Origin of the sequence: Rhodopirellula europaea 6C (genome assembly GCF_000338295.1) — a bacterium.
GTDB classification, from domain to species: Bacteria; Planctomycetota; Planctomycetia; order Pirellulales; family Pirellulaceae; genus Rhodopirellula; species Rhodopirellula europaea.
The window spans coordinates 1-18,919 of the sequence record NZ_ANMO01000237.1 but is presented as its reverse complement, the minus strand read 5'-3'; the positions used below and the strand labels follow the sequence as shown (position 1 = coordinate 18,919).

The 18,919-nt window shown below is 55.6% G+C and carries 17 protein-coding genes; 8 read left to right on the top strand and 9 right to left on the bottom strand.

Annotation, left to right across the window (positions count from 1 at the left end; all coding sequences use genetic code 11):
- Positions 1 to 257: 257 nt before the first annotated feature.
- Complete coding sequence (gene cutA, locus RE6C_RS25545) at positions 258 to 638, bottom strand: divalent-cation tolerance protein CutA (protein ID WP_008661305.1); 381 nt, start codon at positions 636 to 638, stop codon at positions 258 to 260.
- Positions 639 to 1,001: 363 nt separating this feature from the next.
- Between cutA and dnaN the strand changes: the two genes are divergently transcribed.
- From dnaN to trpC, 5 genes are all read left to right on the top strand, one after another.
- Positions 1,002 to 2,261, top strand: a complete 1,260-nt coding sequence (gene dnaN / locus RE6C_RS25535) for a DNA polymerase III subunit beta (RefSeq protein ID WP_456291175.1) — start codon at positions 1,002 to 1,004, stop codon at positions 2,259 to 2,261.
- Positions 2,258 to 2,668 carry a DciA family protein gene (locus RE6C_RS25530; RefSeq protein ID WP_039963428.1) on the top strand — a complete coding sequence of 137 codons (411 nt, stop codon included), beginning with the start codon at positions 2,258 to 2,260 and terminating at the stop codon, positions 2,666 to 2,668. Before dnaN ends, RE6C_RS25530 begins: the two co-directional genes overlap by 4 nt.
- Positions 2,669 to 2,859: 191 nt before the next feature.
- On the top strand, positions 2,860 to 3,648 hold the full coding sequence (gene hisF / locus RE6C_RS25525) for an imidazole glycerol phosphate synthase subunit HisF (RefSeq protein ID WP_008661299.1): 789 nt from the start codon (positions 2,860 to 2,862) through the stop codon (positions 3,646 to 3,648).
- A 114-nt stretch (positions 3,649 to 3,762) separates the two neighbouring features.
- The gene (purH, locus tag RE6C_RS25520; protein ID WP_008661297.1) at positions 3,763 to 5,334 is read left to right on the top strand and encodes a bifunctional phosphoribosylaminoimidazolecarboxamide formyltransferase/IMP cyclohydrolase; all 1,572 of its coding nucleotides are present in this window, start codon (positions 3,763 to 3,765) and stop codon (positions 5,332 to 5,334) included.
- Positions 5,335 to 5,352: 18 nt separating this feature from the next.
- Positions 5,353 to 6,132 carry an indole-3-glycerol phosphate synthase TrpC gene (gene trpC / locus RE6C_RS25515; protein ID WP_008661296.1) on the top strand — a complete coding sequence of 260 codons (780 nt, stop codon included), beginning with the start codon at positions 5,353 to 5,355 and terminating at the stop codon, positions 6,130 to 6,132.
- Positions 6,133 to 6,155: 23 nt separating this feature from the next.
- Here the strand turns inward: trpC and RE6C_RS33635 are convergent, their stop codons facing one another.
- Together RE6C_RS33635 and RE6C_RS25505 are read right to left on the bottom strand one after the other, a co-directional pair.
- Positions 6,156 to 6,473 (bottom strand): type II toxin-antitoxin system RelE/ParE family toxin, encoded by a 318-nt coding sequence (locus RE6C_RS33635; protein WP_052035041.1) that lies wholly within the window; start codon positions 6,471 to 6,473, stop codon positions 6,156 to 6,158.
- A complete protein-coding gene (locus RE6C_RS25505) occupies positions 6,470 to 6,748 on the bottom strand; it encodes a hypothetical protein (RefSeq protein ID WP_008661293.1) in 279 nt (92 codons plus the stop codon). Before RE6C_RS25505 ends, RE6C_RS33635 begins: the two co-directional genes overlap by 4 nt.
- A gap of 397 nt (positions 6,749 to 7,145) precedes the next feature.
- Between RE6C_RS25505 and RE6C_RS25495 the strand changes: the two genes are divergently transcribed.
- Both RE6C_RS25495 and RE6C_RS25490 read left to right on the top strand, forming a co-directional pair.
- A complete protein-coding gene (locus RE6C_RS25495) occupies positions 7,146 to 8,600 on the top strand; it encodes a sulfatase family protein (protein ID WP_236618524.1) in 1,455 nt (484 codons plus the stop codon).
- Positions 8,597 to 10,000: a sulfatase family protein gene (locus RE6C_RS25490; protein WP_008661290.1), complete on the top strand. Its 1,404-nt coding sequence runs from the start codon at positions 8,597 to 8,599 to the stop codon at positions 9,998 to 10,000. The genes RE6C_RS25495 and RE6C_RS25490 overlap by 4 nt, the downstream gene beginning before the upstream one ends.
- Before the next feature lie 16 nt (positions 10,001 to 10,016).
- Here RE6C_RS25490 and RE6C_RS25485 read toward each other — a convergent pair whose 3' ends face one another.
- A complete protein-coding gene (locus tag RE6C_RS25485; RefSeq protein ID WP_008661289.1) occupies positions 10,017 to 12,323 on the bottom strand; it encodes a serine/threonine-protein kinase in 2,307 nt (768 codons plus the stop codon).
- Positions 12,308 to 12,964 carry a sigma-70 family RNA polymerase sigma factor gene (locus RE6C_RS25480; protein WP_007325155.1) on the bottom strand — a complete coding sequence of 219 codons (657 nt, stop codon included), beginning with the start codon at positions 12,962 to 12,964 and terminating at the stop codon, positions 12,308 to 12,310. Before RE6C_RS25480 ends, RE6C_RS25485 begins: the two co-directional genes overlap by 16 nt.
- Positions 12,965 to 13,334: 370 nt before the next feature.
- Here RE6C_RS25480 and RE6C_RS25475 point away from each other — a divergent pair, with 370 nt between their 5' ends.
- The gene (locus tag RE6C_RS25475; protein WP_008661287.1) at positions 13,335 to 14,696 is read left to right on the top strand and encodes a PQQ-binding-like beta-propeller repeat protein; all 1,362 of its coding nucleotides are present in this window, start codon (positions 13,335 to 13,337) and stop codon (positions 14,694 to 14,696) included.
- Between the two features lie 75 nt (positions 14,697 to 14,771).
- Here the strand turns inward: RE6C_RS25475 and RE6C_RS25470 are convergent, their stop codons facing one another.
- From RE6C_RS25470 to rplU, 4 genes are all read right to left on the bottom strand, one after another.
- Positions 14,772 to 16,055, bottom strand: coding sequence for a PQQ-dependent sugar dehydrogenase (locus RE6C_RS25470; RefSeq protein ID WP_008661285.1), 1,284 nt, complete (start codon positions 16,053 to 16,055; stop codon positions 14,772 to 14,774).
- Between the two features lie 109 nt (positions 16,056 to 16,164).
- A complete protein-coding gene (locus tag RE6C_RS25465; protein WP_007325151.1) occupies positions 16,165 to 16,830 on the bottom strand; it encodes a BamJ family beta-barrel-assembly machinery protein in 666 nt (221 codons plus the stop codon).
- Between the two features lie 455 nt (positions 16,831 to 17,285).
- Positions 17,286 to 18,329 (bottom strand): serine/threonine protein kinase, encoded by a 1,044-nt coding sequence (locus RE6C_RS25460; protein WP_008661281.1) that lies wholly within the window; start codon positions 18,327 to 18,329, stop codon positions 17,286 to 17,288.
- A gap of 71 nt (positions 18,330 to 18,400) precedes the next feature.
- Positions 18,401 to 18,715, bottom strand: a complete 315-nt coding sequence (gene rplU, locus RE6C_RS25455) for a 50S ribosomal protein L21 (protein ID WP_007325148.1) — start codon at positions 18,713 to 18,715, stop codon at positions 18,401 to 18,403.
- Between the last annotated feature and the right edge of the window lie 204 nt (positions 18,716 to 18,919).

The window sequence follows — 18,919 nt, the reverse complement described above, 5'->3', positions numbered from 1 at the left end:
AGTCGGAGCAGTGCACGCCGTTTCCCATGCTCGGCCCTCACCCTCGCGTACGCCTGAACGGCGTCGCTCGACCTCTCCCCAAACTTCGTTTCGGGAGAGGTACGCCAATGCAGAAAACTGCATTACCTCGAGAGCCCGAGAGGGCGTTTTTGGTGCATCAACGTCGCCGTTCAGTTCCACCCGAACGAACGACTTCTTCAGCGAGCCTCCATCCATTGGTCAGAGGCAAGGGGCCATTGAGCGGAGCCAATGAGCGACTACTCCGACGTTGATTCGGCGACCCATCGAGCGTAGCCCGGGGAGGCTTTCTCGACCGGCAAGACGACGATCTGAGGTTCGTCGTAGGGATGGTTCTGGGCCAGCCAATCGATCACTTCGTCGGTCCGTTCTGACGTGGTTTTGATGACCACTCGGAACTCTTTTTCTGAACAGGACTGGCCGTCCCAAACGTAGTGGCTGATGATCGGTGAATCGATCTGCACGCATGCTGCCAAACGCTCCTGCAGCAACCCCTTCGCGATCGCTTCCGCCTGCTCGGAAGATTCCACGGTCGTCCACAAAACGGTCAGACGAGGCCCATCGGACGTCCTCGAAACGGACTTTTTTGGGTCGTTCTCAAATTCTTTTTTGGTGCTCATAGACCCTCGATTTCACCCCCAAAACACCTGTGGATAACCTGTCATTTCACTGTCTGAAGTCTGTCTAAAACTGTCTGATTTTTGACAGCCATTGGCAAGCCACTGTCTGGGTGTGTTCGAAGTCGGTCAAACTTCAGACAGATTTGAGACATCCAAACGACAGGTTATCCACAACGATCCGCCCGCTGTTTTATTCGTGTTTTGCCGACTCAACTGAGTTTCAAACATCGCTTTCAGACACTCGGTGTCCACGCATTACGACGACGACGGTAAATAAATTAGTTAGTTTTGATAGCAAAGATCCTGGGAAGAACCGCCCAAGCTCACATCCGGTTTTGGACCGTGTTCGCATCGGGGCTTCCGATGGAGTCTTCAGGGGATGCCAATCCGAAGCGATCGCGTTACAACTTGGACCGCCCTGAGCAACGTGTTTGCCGCGAAGCATGTGGGGCTCGGCCGGCGGTTGTCGGCGTTCCTGCCCTGTCTCTTTTTTCAATCGCTCCGATGAAGATCACCTGCCAACGAGACATCCTCGCCAACGCTTTCGTCCTCGCTGCATCGATTGCTCCGAGCCGATCGCCGAAGGAGATTTTGCAGAACGTCAAAGTGACCGCCGCGGGCGACAAGATCACGCTGATGGCGACCGACCAAGAGGTCGGAATTCGGTTGGATGTGACCGAGGGAATCGAGGTCGAAACCGAAGGCACAGCTCTGCTGCCAGTCGCTCGCACCGGGCCCATCCTGAGAGAGAGCAACGACGAAACGATCACGATCGAAACCGATGAAGCGGGCATCAAAATCTCGGGCAGCCGGAGCAAGTTTCGCTTGCCCGGAAACAACCCCGATGAATTCCCCAGCGTCCACGAATTCGACGAGTCGAAGTACCACCAAATCAGCACTCGCACCTTTCGCGAAATGCTCCGCCGAACCGTCTTCGCGACCGACTCAGAAAGCAGCCGTTACGCCCTCGGTGGTGTGCTGCTGGAGATGGAAGAAAACTCCGTCATCGCGGTTGGAACCGACGGCCGACGATTGGCCCGAATGGAAGGCACCGGCGAATCGGTTGGCGGCCACGCAACCAGTGGCATGACCACCATCGTGCCGACGCGAGCGATCGGATTGATCGAGCGAGCCCTGAGCGAGAAGGACGATTTCGTCGAGGTCGCCTCCCGCGGAAACGACCTGTTGATCCGGACCCCACGGGCGGTCATCAGCAGCCGGTTGGTCGAAGGTCGCTACCCGAATTGGCGTCAGGTTTTGCCCCAACGCGAAAACGCGATTCAGATCGATGTGGTCGTCGGGCCCCTGTTCGCTGCCCTTCGCCAAGCCGCCATCGTGACGGACTTGGACAGCCGCGGAGTCGACTTCACTTTCGCCGACGGCACGTTGAAGTTGGAAGCCAAGACCGCCGACCTGGGCGAATCACAAATCGAGTTGCCAATCGCCTACGACGGCGAGTCGATCACGCTGACGATGGACCATCGCTACCTGGCCGATTTCTGCAAAGTGATGGACAACGAATCGACCGTCGTGATGGAAATCGAATCGGCGAAGTCACCCGCTCTGCTGCAGACCGACGACGGGTACGCTTACGTCATCATGCCGATGGCTCGTGATCGGTGATCGCCATGGGACAGCCGCCCAAACCATCCGGCGGTGGATCCAGTCGCGGTGAATCAGGTCGCGGGGCAAATTCTTCCAAACGCATGCCGCCCAAACTGGTCGAAGAGAAATCTGGCGGCCCGCGGAAGATCGGCAGTCTGATTTCTCAGTTGATGAGCCGACGCGGATACGCTTCCGTCGGTGCCGAGTCAGCTTTGACGGGGACCATCAAATCGGCCGTTGATGCTTCGATCGCTTCTTCGTTTCGAGTCGGCAAACTGCAACGCGGCGTGCTGATGATCTACGCCGTCGACAGCGTCGTGATGCAGGAGCTGACGTTCCAAAAACGTCGCATCTTGAAAAAGCTGGCCAAGGAACACCCGCAAGCCAAGATTCAGGACCTGCGTTTCAAGATCCAGGCGGAGTAATCCGAGGTTTGGGTTGTCTCACCAATCACAACCCGCAGCGTCAGCAAGGCAGCGTTCAACGGCGGTAATGAGCAGCGACCTGTCTTGATCGGCAGGAACCTCGACCGGCTGGCATCCTTGCGTTTTCGAAATCCGATTGGGTACGTTGATAGCACCGCCCTGCTCGTCTGCCACTCCCTTTGGATTCCCCCATGCTTTCCGCTCGCGTCATTCCCTGCCTCGATGTCCATGGCGGACGCGTCGTCAAAGGCACCAACTTTGTGAACCTGCGAGATGCCGGTGACCCAGTCGAAGTGGCTCGGCGATACGAAGCCGAAGGCGCCGACGAACTGGTGTTCTTGGACATCACGGCCAGCCACGAAGAACGAGCGATCCTGCTGGATGTCGTTCGCCGCACCGCGGAACAGGTTTTCATGCCGCTGACCGTGGGTGGCGGAGTGCGAACGGTCGAGGATGTTCGAGCGTTGTTGTCGGCCGGTTGCGACAAGGTGTCCATCAATTCGGCAGCCGTGACCAACCCCGATTTCATCCGCCAGGCCGCCGATCGATTCGGGCGTCAGTGCATCGTGGTGAACATCGATCCCAAACGAGTTCAGAAAGACGGCGAAGAGTTTTGGGAGGTGCACATCAACGGCGGTCGCAAACCGACCGGGCTGCAAGCGGTCGAGTGGGCCAAACGAGTCGAAGAGCTGGGGGCCGGTGAGATTGTGCTGACCAGCATGGACGCTGACGGTACTTGCGACGGATATGACATTCCAATCACTCGAGCGGTCAGCGAAGCGGTTCGGATCCCTGTCGTCGCCAGCGGCGGTGCCGGAAATCCAGACCACTTGGTTGAGGCCATCCGCGATGGGAAGGCGGACGCGGTTCTGGCGGCCAGTATTTTCCACTTTGGTACCCACCCAATCGGACCGACCAAACAGCACATGGCCGAGGCTGGAATTCCGGTTCGGATGCCCGCAGGGCCTTTCGCCACATGAACGGATCGTCGACGGTGCCTTGACCGTCTTGGCGGTGGGAAGGAACATGGCGGTTTGAGTTGCCGGAAGCTGCTTTGGGGCTTTCAACCGTTTTCTTGAACCGAGTCGTTTACCGTGTCTGATGTGGTCCCCGTCCGTAACGCATTGATCAGTGTCAGCGACAAGATGGGGCTGGCAGATTTTGCCGCCGGATTGTCCGCCGCTGGAGTCACGATCTACAGCACCGGTGGGACTCGTGCCCACTTGGAACAATCCGGTATCAAGGTCGAAGATGTGGCCGAGTACACCGGTTTTCCGGAAATGCTGGATGGTCGCGTGAAAACGCTGCACCCACGAATTTTCGCCGGCATCTTAGCTCGTCGCGATGTTGATGAGCACATGGACACAATTGCCGATCATGACATCGAGCCATTCGATTTGGTCGTCGTGAATCTGTATCCGTTCGCCGCGACGGTCAGTCGTTCGGGTGCGACTCGAGGCGAATGCATCGAGCAGATTGATATCGGTGGCCCCAGCCTCGTGCGAGCGGCAGCGAAAAATCATGGCGATGTTGCAATCGCAACCAGTCCCGAACAATACGGCGACGTTCTCGATCAGCTGGAAACGTTGGGCGGAACCACCGACGAGCTACGCACCCAGCTCGCCGCCGAAGCATTCGATCACACCGCTGGTTATGACCGAGCCATCGCTGATTACATGCAAGGCGATGCGGTGGGAGGCGAGTTCCCCGCTTCGATGCACGTGTCACTGCGACGCAAGACCCAATTGCGATACGGCGAAAACCCGCACCAACGTGCCGCGTTGTATTCCGATTCGTCGGATCGATCCGCGAACTTGGTGTCGGCTCGTCAGATCAGTGGCAAAGAGTTGTCTTACAACAACCTGCTCGATCTCGATGCCGCTCTCGACATTGCTCGCGGTTTTGCCGAACCGGCTGTCTCGGTCATCAAGCACAACAACCCTTGTGGTGCGGCGACCGGTGACACCTTGTCCGACGCAGTCGACAAAGCCATGGCGGGTGATCCGTTGTCCGCCTTTGGTTCCGTCATCGGAATGAACCGAACGCTCGATGAAGCAACGGCCGAATTCTTGTGTCAGCCCGGATTGTTTATCGAAGCCATCGTCGCTCCCGACTTCGAAGCCGGTGCGGTTGGACTGCTGACAACCAAACCACGTTGGAAAGACAACGTTCGCTTGATGCAGGTCGGACGCTTGGACGAACCTGCCCGCAAAGTGTCGCGTCGGTTCATCAGCGGCGGCATGTTGGTTCAGGATGCTGATCGCATGGTCAGCTCGCCTTTGCAATGGAAGACCGTCACGGAAACACCCGTCGACGACGAATTGTGGGACGACATTTCCTTTGGCTGGGAAATGGTTCGCCATGTGAAGAGCAACGCAATTGTGCTGGCAAAGGACACGTCTTTGATCGGCGTGGGAGCCGGCCAGATGAGTCGCGTCGACAGCGTCGAGATCTCGATCAAGAAGGCTGGCGAACGATCCGATGGGGCGATTCTGGCATCGGATGCGTTCTTCCCCTTCCCCGATTCGATCGAAGCGGCTGCCAAAGCAGGCGTGCTGGCAATCATTCAACCCGGTGGCTCGCGTCGTGATGACGAAGTGATCGCTGCTTGTGATGAACACGAAATCGCGATGGTCTTCACCGGTCGTCGTCACTTCAAACACTGATTGCCCGGTAGCATTGCGATGACGATTCTCGACGACATCCTGTTAAAAACTCGCCAAGTCATCGCGCGTGATCAAGCTTCCGTGCCCGCCGCGGAACTCATCGCTGCGGCGAAGGATCTTCCCGCGTGTCGCGACTTTCACGGTTCGCTCGCGGCCACCGATCAAGTTCGCTTGATCGCCGAAGTCAAACGCGCCAGTCCGTCCGCCGGACTGATTCGCGAAGACTTTGATCCACCGACAATCGCCAAGTCGTACGAAGACGGAGGAGCCGCTTGCATCAGCGTGCTGACCGACGAACCCTTCTTTCAAGGTTCGTTGGACTTTCTTCGCGCTGTTCGCTCGGCGGTCGATTTGCCGATCCTTCGCAAGGACTTCATCGTCGATCCCTACCAACTGCTGCAAGCCCGCGTCGCAGGTGCCGACGCCGTGTTGTTGATCGCGGAATGTCTCTCGCCTCAGCAATTGATCGAGATGGATGAGCAAGCCTCCGAGCTGGGACTGCAAACGCTGATCGAACTCTACGAACCCGAGAATCTGGTACCGGTTCTGGCAACCAAGACGCGGTTGGTTGGAATCAACAACCGAGACCTGCGAACTTTCGAAACTGATCTGCAGCACTGTGTTCGCTTGGCAGCGGACATCCCCTCGGATCGATTGGTGGTCGGCGAGAGCGGTATCCGAAGCGCGGATGATGTCGCCATGTTGAAAGCCGGTGGCGTCAAAGCCATCTTGGTTGGCGAATCGCTGATGCGTCAGCCCAACATCATGATCGCCACCAAGGCGTTGCTCACCAACTAAGCCGACCGGGAATGTTAAGCCGGTTAGCGATCCAATCTTGTCAGCGGTTGCTGACGACCGTGCCGCACAGCAAGAACGTCAACGCGTTTGGCATCATCGCTCGCGGTAAACAAGATGAGCATAGCATTCACCCGTAGCATGCGAATCTCGAGTTTTGAAAACTTGTTTTCAGGTGCCAGTGGGCATCGACATGGAAAAGTCTCAAGTGAGCTGATCCCATCCCATATCCGCTCGAGCATCTGGGATGCCGCTTGCGGTGCCTGTTGTTCGGTCGCAAGATAGGAAGCGTATTCGTTGATCGCAACTTGGGCGGTGCGGCTCACATGAACGTCATGCGTCATCGATTGAGGTCAACGCCAATATTGTCTGCGACTTCTTGAAGGGCTTGTCTAAACGGCTTGCTTTCGCCAGCCTCGACGCGCAGGGCTGCGGCGTCACAGTCGGCGGCGCTGCTGCGGATTTCATCTTCGCTACGGTTTTCAAACCATGCTGTGGTGATGGCTTCTTCATTTTGGGCCATTCGCTCGATCACGCTGGCGATGGCCTTGGGATCAGATGTCCCGATAACCGTCTCGATCTGCTTGACAGCTTGGTCGGAAATTTCGATGTGCGTCATGATGGTAGCTCCTCTAATCATCGTAGCATGGGGCGATTATAGAGAACAAGGAAATTCTGCGGTTGCCAAGGACCGGATCAATGACTGGAAGGTAGCCGGATTCGCCAAGAATTCGGTCGGCACTGTCGCTCGGTGGTCCCCCACCGAGACGAATCTGAATTCACCGCGACACCCGTAGCCGACGGAGGCCCTCCGTCGGCATGAACGCAACCAATCGCCGCAAGCGATTGGATAGACAGATTGCTCCCGCGTGATCGATGCGAACCGCACCGCGCGAGGGTGATGATTTGAGCTGTTGATGCCAAGTGTCGGTCGACAGTGGCTATGATGGTTGGAGTACCGCCGGTTCCTTCGTCGACCTTGGAACCTCGACACTCCCTCCCGCCCAAGGCAAGTCATGTCATCCAGATGCGCTTTCCCGATTCCTTGCCACCGGTCCGTGGTCCTTGGCCTCGCCGTTTTGCTGACGTTGCTCGGTCGCCCCGGTTTGGCTGCTGAGTCGACCGATACATCCGAGAAACCAAACGTCATCGTGATCTTCACGGATGATCAAGGCTACAACGATTTGGGATGTTATGGCTCGCCCAATATCAAGACTCCAAACCTTGATCGCTTGGCCAGCGAAGGACGTCGCTACACCAGCTTCTATTCAGCTTGCTCGGTGTGTTCGCCATCTCGAGCAGCCCTACTGACAGGCTGCTATCCCAAACGAGTTGGGTTGCATCAACACGTTCTGTTCCCGCAGAGCAATTACGGATTGCATCCGGAAGAGGTCACCATTGCGGACCATTTGAAGTCAGCCGGTTACGCGACCGCCTGCGTCGGAAAATGGCACCTCGGTCATCACAAGGAAACGCTGCCAACATCCAACGGCTTTGATTCTTACTATGGGATTCCGTATTCCAATGACATGAATCATCCCGACAACAAACGACTCGGAAAGATGTCGTCGGATGATCGTTGGACGGATCAGTCTTCCGCGGTCACCCTGTGGAATACACCGTTGGTGCAAGACGAAGAGATCATCGAACTGCCCGTTGACCAACGGACGATCACCCGCCGGTACACGGATCGGGCCATCGAGTTTGTGGAAGCAAACCAGGACAAACCTTTCTTCTTGTATCTGCCTCATTCCATGCCGCACATTCCTTTGTATGTGCCGGAGGACGTTTACGATCCCGATCCACAAAACGCATACAAATGCGTGATCGAGCACATCGACACGGAAGTGGGACGGCTGGTTCAAACCGTCCGTGATCTTGGTTTGTCAAAGAAAACGCTGATTGTTTACACCAGCGACAATGGCCCTTGGTTGCAATTCAAGAACCATGGTGGAAGTGCCGGTCCCTTGCGAGCCGGAAAAGGCACCACGTTCGAAGGAGGACAACGAGTACCGTGTATCATGTGGGCACCGGGACGCATTCCCGCGGGAACGTCCAGCAACGCCTTCGCGACCAACATGGATCTGCTTCCCACCATCGCTTCGGTCACGGGCGTCGCACTCGAGAATGATCGAAAGATCGACGGGGTCGACTTGACGTCTACTTTCACGTCGGATGAGTCTTCACGTGATGAATTTGTCTTCTATTCCGCACACGGTGCACTTGAAGGCATTCGTATGGGCGATTGGAAATACTTGAGTAAGCTTCCTCGCCGAGGCAGAAATGCGAAAGGCCCCGCCCCCGAACCAGAAGTGTTTCTTTTCCATCTTTCCGAAGATATCGGTGAGCAAAACAATCTCGCCGAACAAGAGCCCGATCGAGTTCAGAAAATGCATGCTCGCATGGAGGAACTGAACGAAGAAATTACGGCCAATGCTCGCCCTGTTTGGCGAAAGAAGGTGAGCTCTTGATTCGGTTGTCATTCGCTCTATCGGTCATTGTTTCCGCGTTTTTCTCGATGGGAAAACCTGCGACGGCGAATGAACAACCGAATTTGGTTTTCGTCATCGCCGATGATTGCACCTTTCGCGACATCGGGTGTTATGGCGGTCAAGCTCACACGCCACGCATTGATGCCTTGGCCGAAGAAGGCATGCGATTCACCCGTTGCTTTCAATCGGTTGCCATGTGCTCGCCTACTCGGCACAGCATCTATTGCGGTCAGTACCCGGTGAAATCGGGTGCGTACCCAAATCACACGTTTGTTCCCGATGGGACTGATAGCGTGGTTCAGTTCCTGCAACCATTGGGGTATCAGGTCGCACAGAGTGGGAAACGACACATCGCTCCGCCATCGGTTTTCAGTTGGGAGCAGTTGCCTGGCAATTCCAACCCCGACTTTGAAGCGGTCGAAGAGTTCGTGAAAGCATGCTCCGAAACCGAGCAACCGTTCTGTCTGTTCTTGTGTTCCAACGAACCTCACACCCCGTGGAACAAAGGCGACGCATCTCGGTACGATCCCGCGACACTCAAGTTGCCGCCTTACATCTTGGACACACCCGAGACTCGCGAGGGGATGTCACGCTATTTGGCGGAGATCACTTACTTCGATTCGCAGGTGGGACAAGCGATCGATTTGCTCGATCAATACAAAGTCGCAGACAACACCTTGTTGATCGTCGTCAGCGAACAAGGCAACTCGATGCCGTTTGCCAAATGGACATGCTATGACAGCGGTCTGCAATCAGGTTGCATTATCCGTTGGCCAGGGCATGTCGCGGCCGGATCGACCAACAATGCCATGATCGAGTACATCGACTTTCTTCCAACTTGGATCGAAGTCGCCGGTGGTGATCTCGAGGCCGAAGCGGCAACCAAACTGGATGGCAAAAGTTTGCTTCCTGTTTTCGCTGGCAAACAAGATCACAAACAGTTGGTGTTTGGCGAGATGACCACACGAGGCATCAACAATGGTTCGGATCACTACGGAATTCGAAGTGTGCGATCGGATCGCTACAAATACATTTGGAACTTCACCCCGGATGTTACTTTCCAAAATGCCTGCACGAGTTCAAAAGAATTCGTCAGTTGGAAACGCGAAGCGGAAGCTGGAAACGCGAAAGCGATCGAGTTGGTTAAGCGTTACACACAGCGTCCCGAGATCGAGTTTTACGATCTAGCGAATGACCCGTTGGAACTGAAAAATCTGGCCGCCGATCCAGCTCATCGCGAGACGATGCGATCCTTGAGAATGGAACTCGATCACTGGATGCAATATTGCGGTGACAAAGGACAGGCGACCGAAATGGACGCCCTGAATCACATGAAACGCGGCCAGTCCAAACGGAAAAAGAAGCAAGCGAAACCTTGATCTGGGAACACACCCGTTAGTCTGACTGAGTGTTGGCCAATTGAGCTTCCAAGTCGTCGTAGTAGCGTCGCGAGATGCGGTGGAAGGCGAGACCTTGCCATTCCGCCGCCTGTCTCGCGGGGATCAACCCAACAATGGATGGTTCCTCGTAGAGTGCCTGCAGCGTGCTCTCGATCAACGGATCCGGGGCCGAATCGCGGCAGACCAGAAACGCGGTGGTTCCGACCGTATGAATTCCCGATGGAGGAATGCTCGAACCCGCGTACGCATCCGTCGCGATCGTCATTGCGTGCAGAGTCGGATGCTGCAGCGCGATTGACACGCCATCGGGTAGCGGCAGCAGATGCCATCGCTGCTCCGTCAACATTCGAGTGACGAGGTCACTGCCAACGCCGATGCAAATGATCGCGGCTTCCGTGGAGACTTTCGGACTGGTTTCCTGCAGCGTCTCCCAAGGCATCTCAACGCGAGGCGAAACGGACTCGGACAACTTCAGTGACTCAAGCACCATCTCGGCGGCTCGACGTGAACCACTGCCATGCGGACCCACGGCGATGCGTTGTCCCGATAGGTCTTCGACCGAATCGATCTCACTGTCATCGCGAATGAGAATGTGGACGGCCTCGTAGAACAACGGTGCGACCACGCGAAGTGATTCACCGTTGACCGCTGTTGCTTGAATGGGTGCCAATTCGAATTCACCAGCGATCAAGCGTTCACGGTTGTCCCACGTGCCATTGGTTCCAATGACTTCGCACGGAACCGACGTTTGCGACTGCAACGTTTTTGACAATTGTTCGGAGACGCGATTGTACAGACCACCGGGAAGACCACCTGCAATTCGGATTTGGGTTGGCATCGCGTTGTTGATTCGTTGCTGCCAAACCAAACCGCCTAGCAACAGAAGCGGGAGAACAACCGTGGCCGCCAAGATTCCATTTTGAAAGCGACGTTGCCCGATCGGGGTGCCAGATGTTTGGCGGCCGGTGACCGCTGCGACCACGGGAACTTGCCCGAACCAATCGATGACCTTGCGGGCGCGACTTCGAGAACGAGCGTGAATGGTTTGACCGCACAGAAACCGATTCAGATCATCGGCCAGGTTCTTCGCGGTTTTGTAGCGATCCTTGGGCTGCTTCTCCAAGCACTTGGCGACGATCACTTCCAGATCTGACTCCGCTTCCGGACACACCGATCGCAGAGTCGGCGGAGGTTGATGAGCGACCTTCAACAACGTTTGCATCACGGTGTCGCCGACGATTGGCGGCTTGGACGTGATCGCGGCGAACAGGATCGCACCAAGCGAGTAGATGTCGCTGTGATGGGTTACACGATCGCTGTGTCCAAGAGCTTGCTCGGGAGCCATGTAGTGAGGCGTTCCCACCGCGGCACCGCTGCCCGTCACGCTGCTGTCCGCATCGGTGTGCTTTGCCAAACCGAAATCGGTCACGTGGACCTGGCCCGACGGATCGATCAGCACGTTGCCGGGCTTGAGATCGCGATGCAGGACGCCGCGGCTGTGTGCGTGATGAATGGCCTGAGCCACGTCGCGAACGATCTCAGCGGCACGTCGAGACGGCAACGGGCCTTTGGCGAGCACCTTTTGAAGGTCTTCTCCCTCGACGTACTGCATCGAGAAGAAATGGTGACCGGCACGACGTCCAAATTGATGAACGGCGACGATGTTTGGATGCTTGAGCTTCGCGGCAGCTTTGGCTTCGGTGTAAAAGCGTTTGACTTCGTCTTGTCCGGCCAAGATGCCGCTGCGGATCATCTTCACAGCCACCAACCGGTCCAGTTCCCGTTGCTTGGCCAGGTACACCACGCCCATCCCACCAACGCCCAATACTTTGAGCAGCTGATAGTCGCCCAGATCGAACGGCAGCGATGGACCCGAATCGCCCTGTGAACGATTGGCCATCGGCAACGTCAGATTGGGATCCACGTTGGAGTGTTCGCCCAACCCGTCGGCTGACAACGCGGTGCCGATTCCGATCGTGTCCGCCATGTCGGTTTGCACGTCGATCTGGCTGGCCGTTGATGCCAACTGAGCCGCTTGGTCACCGACCTCTGAATCGGGTGGCAATGTGATGGGTCCTGTCCATGGACCTGGCGTTCCCGTGGCGTCTGAGCCGGTCATTGAAAACGTTCCGATCAAGTCGGCAGCGTCCATCAATTCGCGAAGTTGATCGGCGTGTTCGGGATGCTGATTGAGAAAGTCATCTCGTGATGTCAGTTCCCCTGTGTCGCATGCGGACAGGTACAAAGCGAAGATCTCATCCAAGTCGTCTTCGTTGGACTCGGCCATCACGTCTTCCACCATGGACTGCTACCGGTGTCCAAAATCGTGCGAAGCTTTTTCAAACCACGTTTCAGCAATCCGGCAACCGCGGTTTCACTCTTGTCCATTCGGTCGACGATCTCTTTCAACGACAAGCCTTCCATGTAACGCAAACGAATCGCTTCGGCTTGCGTCTCGGGTAGCTCATGCAACGCTTGCATCATCGCACTGACGGCTTCTTGTCGAACCGCGACGCCGCTGGGGCTGGTTTTGGCTCCGGGCATTTGTGCGATCCAGTTGTCCGGCTGACTGCCGTCGCCACCCGCTCCTCCCGCATGCACCTCTTTCTTGGTCGAACGTTTCTGAGTCATCACGTGATGAGCGACCGCTGATGCAACATTGTTTTTCAGCATGCCGCGTAACCAGCCCGCGAACTCGCCCGCCGATTCACCTCGAAAAGCATGCAGGTCCCGTTTGGCTTCCAAAAACGTGACCTGCACCAAATCCGCAGGATCGATTCGTCGCCGAAGTTGATCGCTGAGGTACCGATGAGCCAGCATCAACAGATACCCTCGATAGCGCAGCATCAGTCGACCCAACGCTTCGTTGTCGCCTCCTTTGGAAGCGATTACCAAAGCGGTCGTGGTGTCTGAAGACGTCGAATTGGAAGGCGAACGGTTCAACAGAAATCTCTCAGCAAAAACGGTGTCTGTCAGTCTAATCCAGTTTCACCGCCTGGTTGATCTCCCGCCGGACTAGGTTTGGTGAAAGAACGTGGTGCAACTGTCAATCATGGCGTTTTCAGATCCGGACGGGGACTGATTTCTCGGTTCGACAACGAAATTTCACACACTTCATAAGTGCTTCTCAATTCTCGATTTGCAAAAAACAAGCTCCCAGGTTTGCCGAAAAAATGGGTCCGGGATCGAATGGCGTTGAGATCACCATTCGGCTTGCTTGGATGGTGTGAGGGGGTTTGCTAAAGTGCCAAGGCGGAACTCAACCAAAAGTTCCGGCCTTCCCTGCCTTCACACCACTACGGAACGAGCCACCATGCTTCGTCGACTTCGTATCCTGCCCTCATTCGAATCAGTTCGGCCGATCTTGGCAAAGATGAATCGAATTGCCGCAACTTCTTTGATGCTCGGCACAATCACATTAGCAACGAGCACGCTGGGTACGAATTTGCTGGCCGGTGATGCCGATTGGCCTCAATGGCGAGGTCCGGCCCGAGACGGAAAAGCGGCCGATCAAAGCCTTCTTCAAACATGGCCGGAAGGTGGTCCTGAATTGAAGTGGACATTCTCCACCGCCGGACGTGGGTACAGCAGCACGACCATCGTCGATGGCAAGCTGTTCTCGATGGGGTCGGACGAACAAAATTGCTATGCGATTTGCATCGATGCCAAATCCGGAAAATCGATCTGGCAAGTTCCGATTTCACGAGCCGGCACCGGTGACGACTACAATACCGGTTGGGGTGGCGGACCACGCAGCACTCCAACCGTTGATGGTGATCAGGTCTTTGTCATGTCCGACGTGGGTGTCGTCTCGGCATTGCGACGTCAGGATGGACGCAAGCTTTGGTCGGTGGACTTGGTCGCCGACTACGGCGGTGAGATCCCGAAGTGGGGATACAGCGAGTCGGCATTGATCGACGGTGATCGTGTGGTCGTCACCCCGGGACGCAGCAACTTCATGATCGCCCTGGATCGTCGCACCGGCAAGTTGCTGTGGCAGTCCAAAGGTGTTGACTCGGTCGCGCACTATGTCTCGGCCATGAAGGGTTCCATCGGCGATGTCGACTACTACGTCACCGCGGGCAGCATCGGCGTGGTCGCGTTTGATTGCCAATCAGGCGAGAAGCTGTTCGGAAATGAACTATCGGGAAACAAAGTCGCAACGATTCCTACGCCGCTGATTCTCGGTGACCACATCTATCACACCAGTGACTACGGTGCCGGCAATGTGTTGTTGAAGTTGACACCCGCCGGGGACGGAATCAACGCCGAGCAGATTTACCACCTGGACGGGAAATCCATGATGAATCACCACGGTGGCGTGGTGGCTGTGGATGGAACCATCTACGGACTGACCAAAGCCAGTGGCGGTGTCTGGATGGCTCAAGACATCGAGAGCGGTGACACGCTTTGGCAAGAGAAACTGCGTCCGAACACGAGCGGTTCAATCTGCTTCGCCGATGGTTGTTTGTATTGCTACAACGACAAAGATGGCACCGTGGTCCTGTTGGAACCCAACAAGGATCGTTGGTCGCCGCTCGGCAAGTTGACCATTCCTCGCGAAACCGATTTGCCTCGCGGAAGCGGTGCGATTTGGGCTCACCCCGTGGTGGCCGATCAGACCTTGTTCATTCGTGACCAAAACTTGATTTTCGCGTTCGATATCGCTCGCTGATTCCGAGCCATTGTTCCTCCTTCGGACAAATCAATTGTCCGAAGGAGGGAGGCTTTGGTCGCAAGTGACGAAGATTCACTCGGCGACGAATTTGTAGATTCGTCCGCCGGCCATCATCGTGCTGACAAGGACTTCGCCCGAGTCCGTTTGACCAAACGTGAAGACGGGCAAACCGCTTGCTGAGATGGGACGGTTCTCGGTGACGGTCGATGTCTCCGCATCGTATTTCAACGCCCAGACCTTTCCGCTGACATAGTCACCGTAGAGGTAATAACCATCGAGCATCGGTGTTTGACTTCCGCGGTAGACGGCTCCACCCGTCACCGATTTACCCCAATCGTCCGTGTGCGGGTATTCAATCAATGGATCGATCAAATCAGGACGAGCGTCAGAACCATTGCCGTTCAACGTGAACTTGTGATTGGCTTCTCGCAGGCTCCAACCGTAATTCCCACCACGACGGATCAGGTTGACTTCTTCCCACTCGTTTTGGCCCACATCGGCTGCCCATAGGAAGTCAGTCTTGGGATCAAACGCCATTCGCCAAATGTTGCGAATCCCAATCGCGTAGATCTCCGGTCTCGCATCCGACTTGCCAACGTAAGGGTTGTCGTCGGGAATTCCGTAAGGCTTGTCGCCATCGCGTTTGTCGACATCGATCCGCATGATCGAACCAAGCAACTGACTCGGGTCTTGTGCTGATTGCAGCGGGTCGTTGGCTTTACCACCGTCACCCAAAGCGATGTACAAGTAACCATCGGGACCGAACGCGACGGTGCCGCCATTGTGATTCCAAAACGGTTGCTCGATCCGCATCAACTCGCGTGCGGTCGAAGGATCGCCTTTCTGGTTGTTGCTACCTTTGACGGTGCTGAACTCAGTCAGCACAGAAACGTGCGGTTTGTCCGACGTGGTGTAGTAAGCGTAGAAAAGACCGTTCTCTTTAAACTTGGGATGGAACGCCAAACCCAAGAATCCCTCTTCGTTTTGGTTGTCTTTGTAGGTGACCATTTCGCTGAAGTCACCGAACATTTCAGGTTCGGAAATCTCGCTGTCGCTTTCGTCGAAGGCATACACTTCACCGGTTTGGCTGGCGACGAACAAACGTCCGCTGCCATCGCCCGAACCAGTGATGATCACCGGACGACTGATGCGAAGGTTCGGATAGGCTTCCACGGTTTTGACCGGCATCGGTGATACGTCGAGCGATGCGGGAGGATCGGCCAAATTGATGGTGGACGAAGATTGCTTCGGCGTGGAAGCGACCGCATCGGGCGATTCCGCGATCGCGGCCGGCGTGGCCAAGCAAGCTGTCGCGGCTCCACTGAGCAGCAGCTGATGAATCCAAGTTTTCTTCATAGCGAGAACCTTCGGGGAACAAATGAGATAAGTGGGGATAGCAAAAAAGACGCTCGCCAAATGACGAGCGTCCATGATCAATCGATTGTGTCGTGATCGCCGTGGCGACCTAAAGAATCTCAAGCAACTCGACTTCGAAAACCAACACTTCGTTGGGGCCGATCTTTGGTGGCGAACCGTTCTCGCCGTATGCCAATTCTGGTGGAATGTAGAGCATCCACTTCGAACCAACCTTCATTTTTTGAAGGGCCATCTGCCATCCTTGGATCACTCGACCCACTGGGAACTTGGCAGGTTGGCCACGCTCGACCGAACTGTCGAAGACTTCGCCATTTGTCAGTTTGCCGGTGTAGTGAACCGCGACGGTGTCTTCGGCGGTCGGGGATGCTCCTTCGCCTTCTTTGACCACTTTATATTGCAGTCCACCCTCGAGCTCTTTGATGCCTTTGGCCTTGGCGTTTTGCTTCAGCCACAAGTCGCTCTTTTCCTTGTTCATCACGCCTTGTTTCTTGAGCTCGGCCATCCGTTCCGCCTGACGCTTTTGCATCATGGCTTGAATTTTGCCTTGAATTTCTTGCAGTTGTTCATCGGACAACGCGGGATCCTTTTCCGACAATGCGTCCTTCAAACCCTGGTTCATTCCTTCGACGGTGAAGTCGGTTGGTTCGAAACCTTGTTGAACGAAAGAGTTGCCGACGGTGAATCCGAGGAAGTAGCCGAGTTGATCATCGACCTTGGCCGCAGAATCATCTTGGGCGTTGCCGGGGGAGGTCATGACGAACGTGGCCAAACAGAGGGTGGGAATTAGGCGGGAGAGACGGGGCATCGGTAATGTCCTAAGAGGGAGGCAAGCAGACGCGTTGTTGGCAGACAATCGCCGACAACCTTCGAGACTTCGTGCTGCCTGCATTCAAGATACCAGTCGAAGCAGAATACTTCACGCCCCGACGAATTGGGTGTGGTCGTTCACTCAGAATTGCCGTTTTTTAACGTGATCAAAGCACCTTCGGGTGAATGATTTCGCAAAACACGGGAGCCATTTGGAAGTTGGCCGCGTTTGGATGGCGAAACCAAGGCCAGTGCCATGCGGCTGAAACACCAGAAGATTCCGCAATGCATTTGCCACGTCAAGCAAAACGATGATGCGTTTTACCGCAGTCGTTGAGACCAGCGACTCGAAATCAGGTCGGAACAGGAGTCAGCAAATGTGAACGGGGCCCGGCCTGGCAACTACGAACCACCCGACAGCGAGACGGCCAACACGATCAAAACGATGATCGCTACCACGATCAGGCCGACTTTGCCCGCGCCCACCGGTTCGCGAGACGTGCCGCCCAATCGATAGTGAATCTGTTCTTCCAGCAATCGTCGGCCTTTTTCGGTCACGCTGTCGGCGCTGACGTCCTTGTGTGCATTCGCCGTCTCGGAATGATTTGGTCCGACCGATGACTCAGACGAAGCCGAGAGATTGTATTTCTCTCCGATCTCGATCATCACACCTTGGACCGATCGAGCGTTGAATGGTCGATCGTCCGGTGACTTTTCCAAGCAATCGGCGATGACTTGGCTCAGTTCCGGAGGCACGTCCGGCACGATCGAAGCAATCGTGGGAGCTTTGGTTCGCAGGTGTTGTTCGAACAACTGGGCAAAGTTCTCACCGGCGAAAACCTTTCGATTGGCGAGCATCTCAAACAACACACAGCCCAAAGCGTAAAGGTCGGCTTTGCCACTGATGGCTTCATCACCGGTGATTTGTTCTGGGGCCATGTACGCATGGGTACCAACGGTCAAACCCTGGGATGTCAGGTCCGATGAATGCTGGTCACGAGCGATCCCGAAGTCGCCCAATTTCACGAGTGCGTCTCGGGTGAGAAACAAATTGCCAGGTTTCAAATCACGATGAATCACACCGTGGTTGTGGGCACATTGCAGTGCCGAGCAAACCTGTCGAGCGACGTCGACAACAACGGGCCACGCCAAAGCTCCATTGGTTTCCAGCAGATCTTTGATCGTGCCGCCGTCAACGCGTTCCATCACATAGAACAATTGACCGTCTTCGGAGCCACCACCGAAATAGCCAATGATGTTTGGATGCTGCAAACGCTCCAAAATCACCATTTCACGGCGAAATCGAGCCTGGATCAGGTCGTCTTGAGAAACGGCCGGGTGCAGCTTTTTGACCGCCAAATCCTGAACGCGGATTGCTTCCGCGGCGGGATGGACTTCGACGTCATCGCGAATTTTCCCGTTGTAAACCGTGCCGACCGTGCCCACACCGAGAACTGCGCCTAGTTCAAAATCTGTCAGGCGAAGGTGGGGCATCAATTCAGCCGATTAGGAAAGCGTCATACGCCCGCGATTTCTTCGATTCGGATGCGGGTGTTCTTTTGGCGGTGTCCCGTCCGTTTCTTGCTGTGCTTACGGCGACGGAACTTTTGGATGTAGATCTTCTTGTCTTGGGACATCCCCAACACCGAAGCGCTGACCGAAACACCGTCCAACGTTGGAGCACCTAATTTTAGCCCGTCTTCGGCACCAACGGCCAACACGGTTTCAAATTTCAGGTTTTCTCCTGCAGCGATGTCACGGTAATCGACGTCGAGTTCCATTCCTGGCTCGACTCGGTATTGGCGTCCACCGTCGACAAAGATGGCATACATGGCGGGAAAGAGGTTCGGGGTGAAGTGGGAATTGACCTGGAGGTCGGATTTTCGAATCGCGAAGGATAACGACCGACCGTCGTTTTGACCAGGGCTGATTTTTCAAAGCGAGCGAATCCAGTAGATCGTCGCTCGGAAACAGATCGGTTGAGCCAAATATCGTCCGGTCTCACATTTGTTGGTGTTGAGGAACCGTTCGGAATT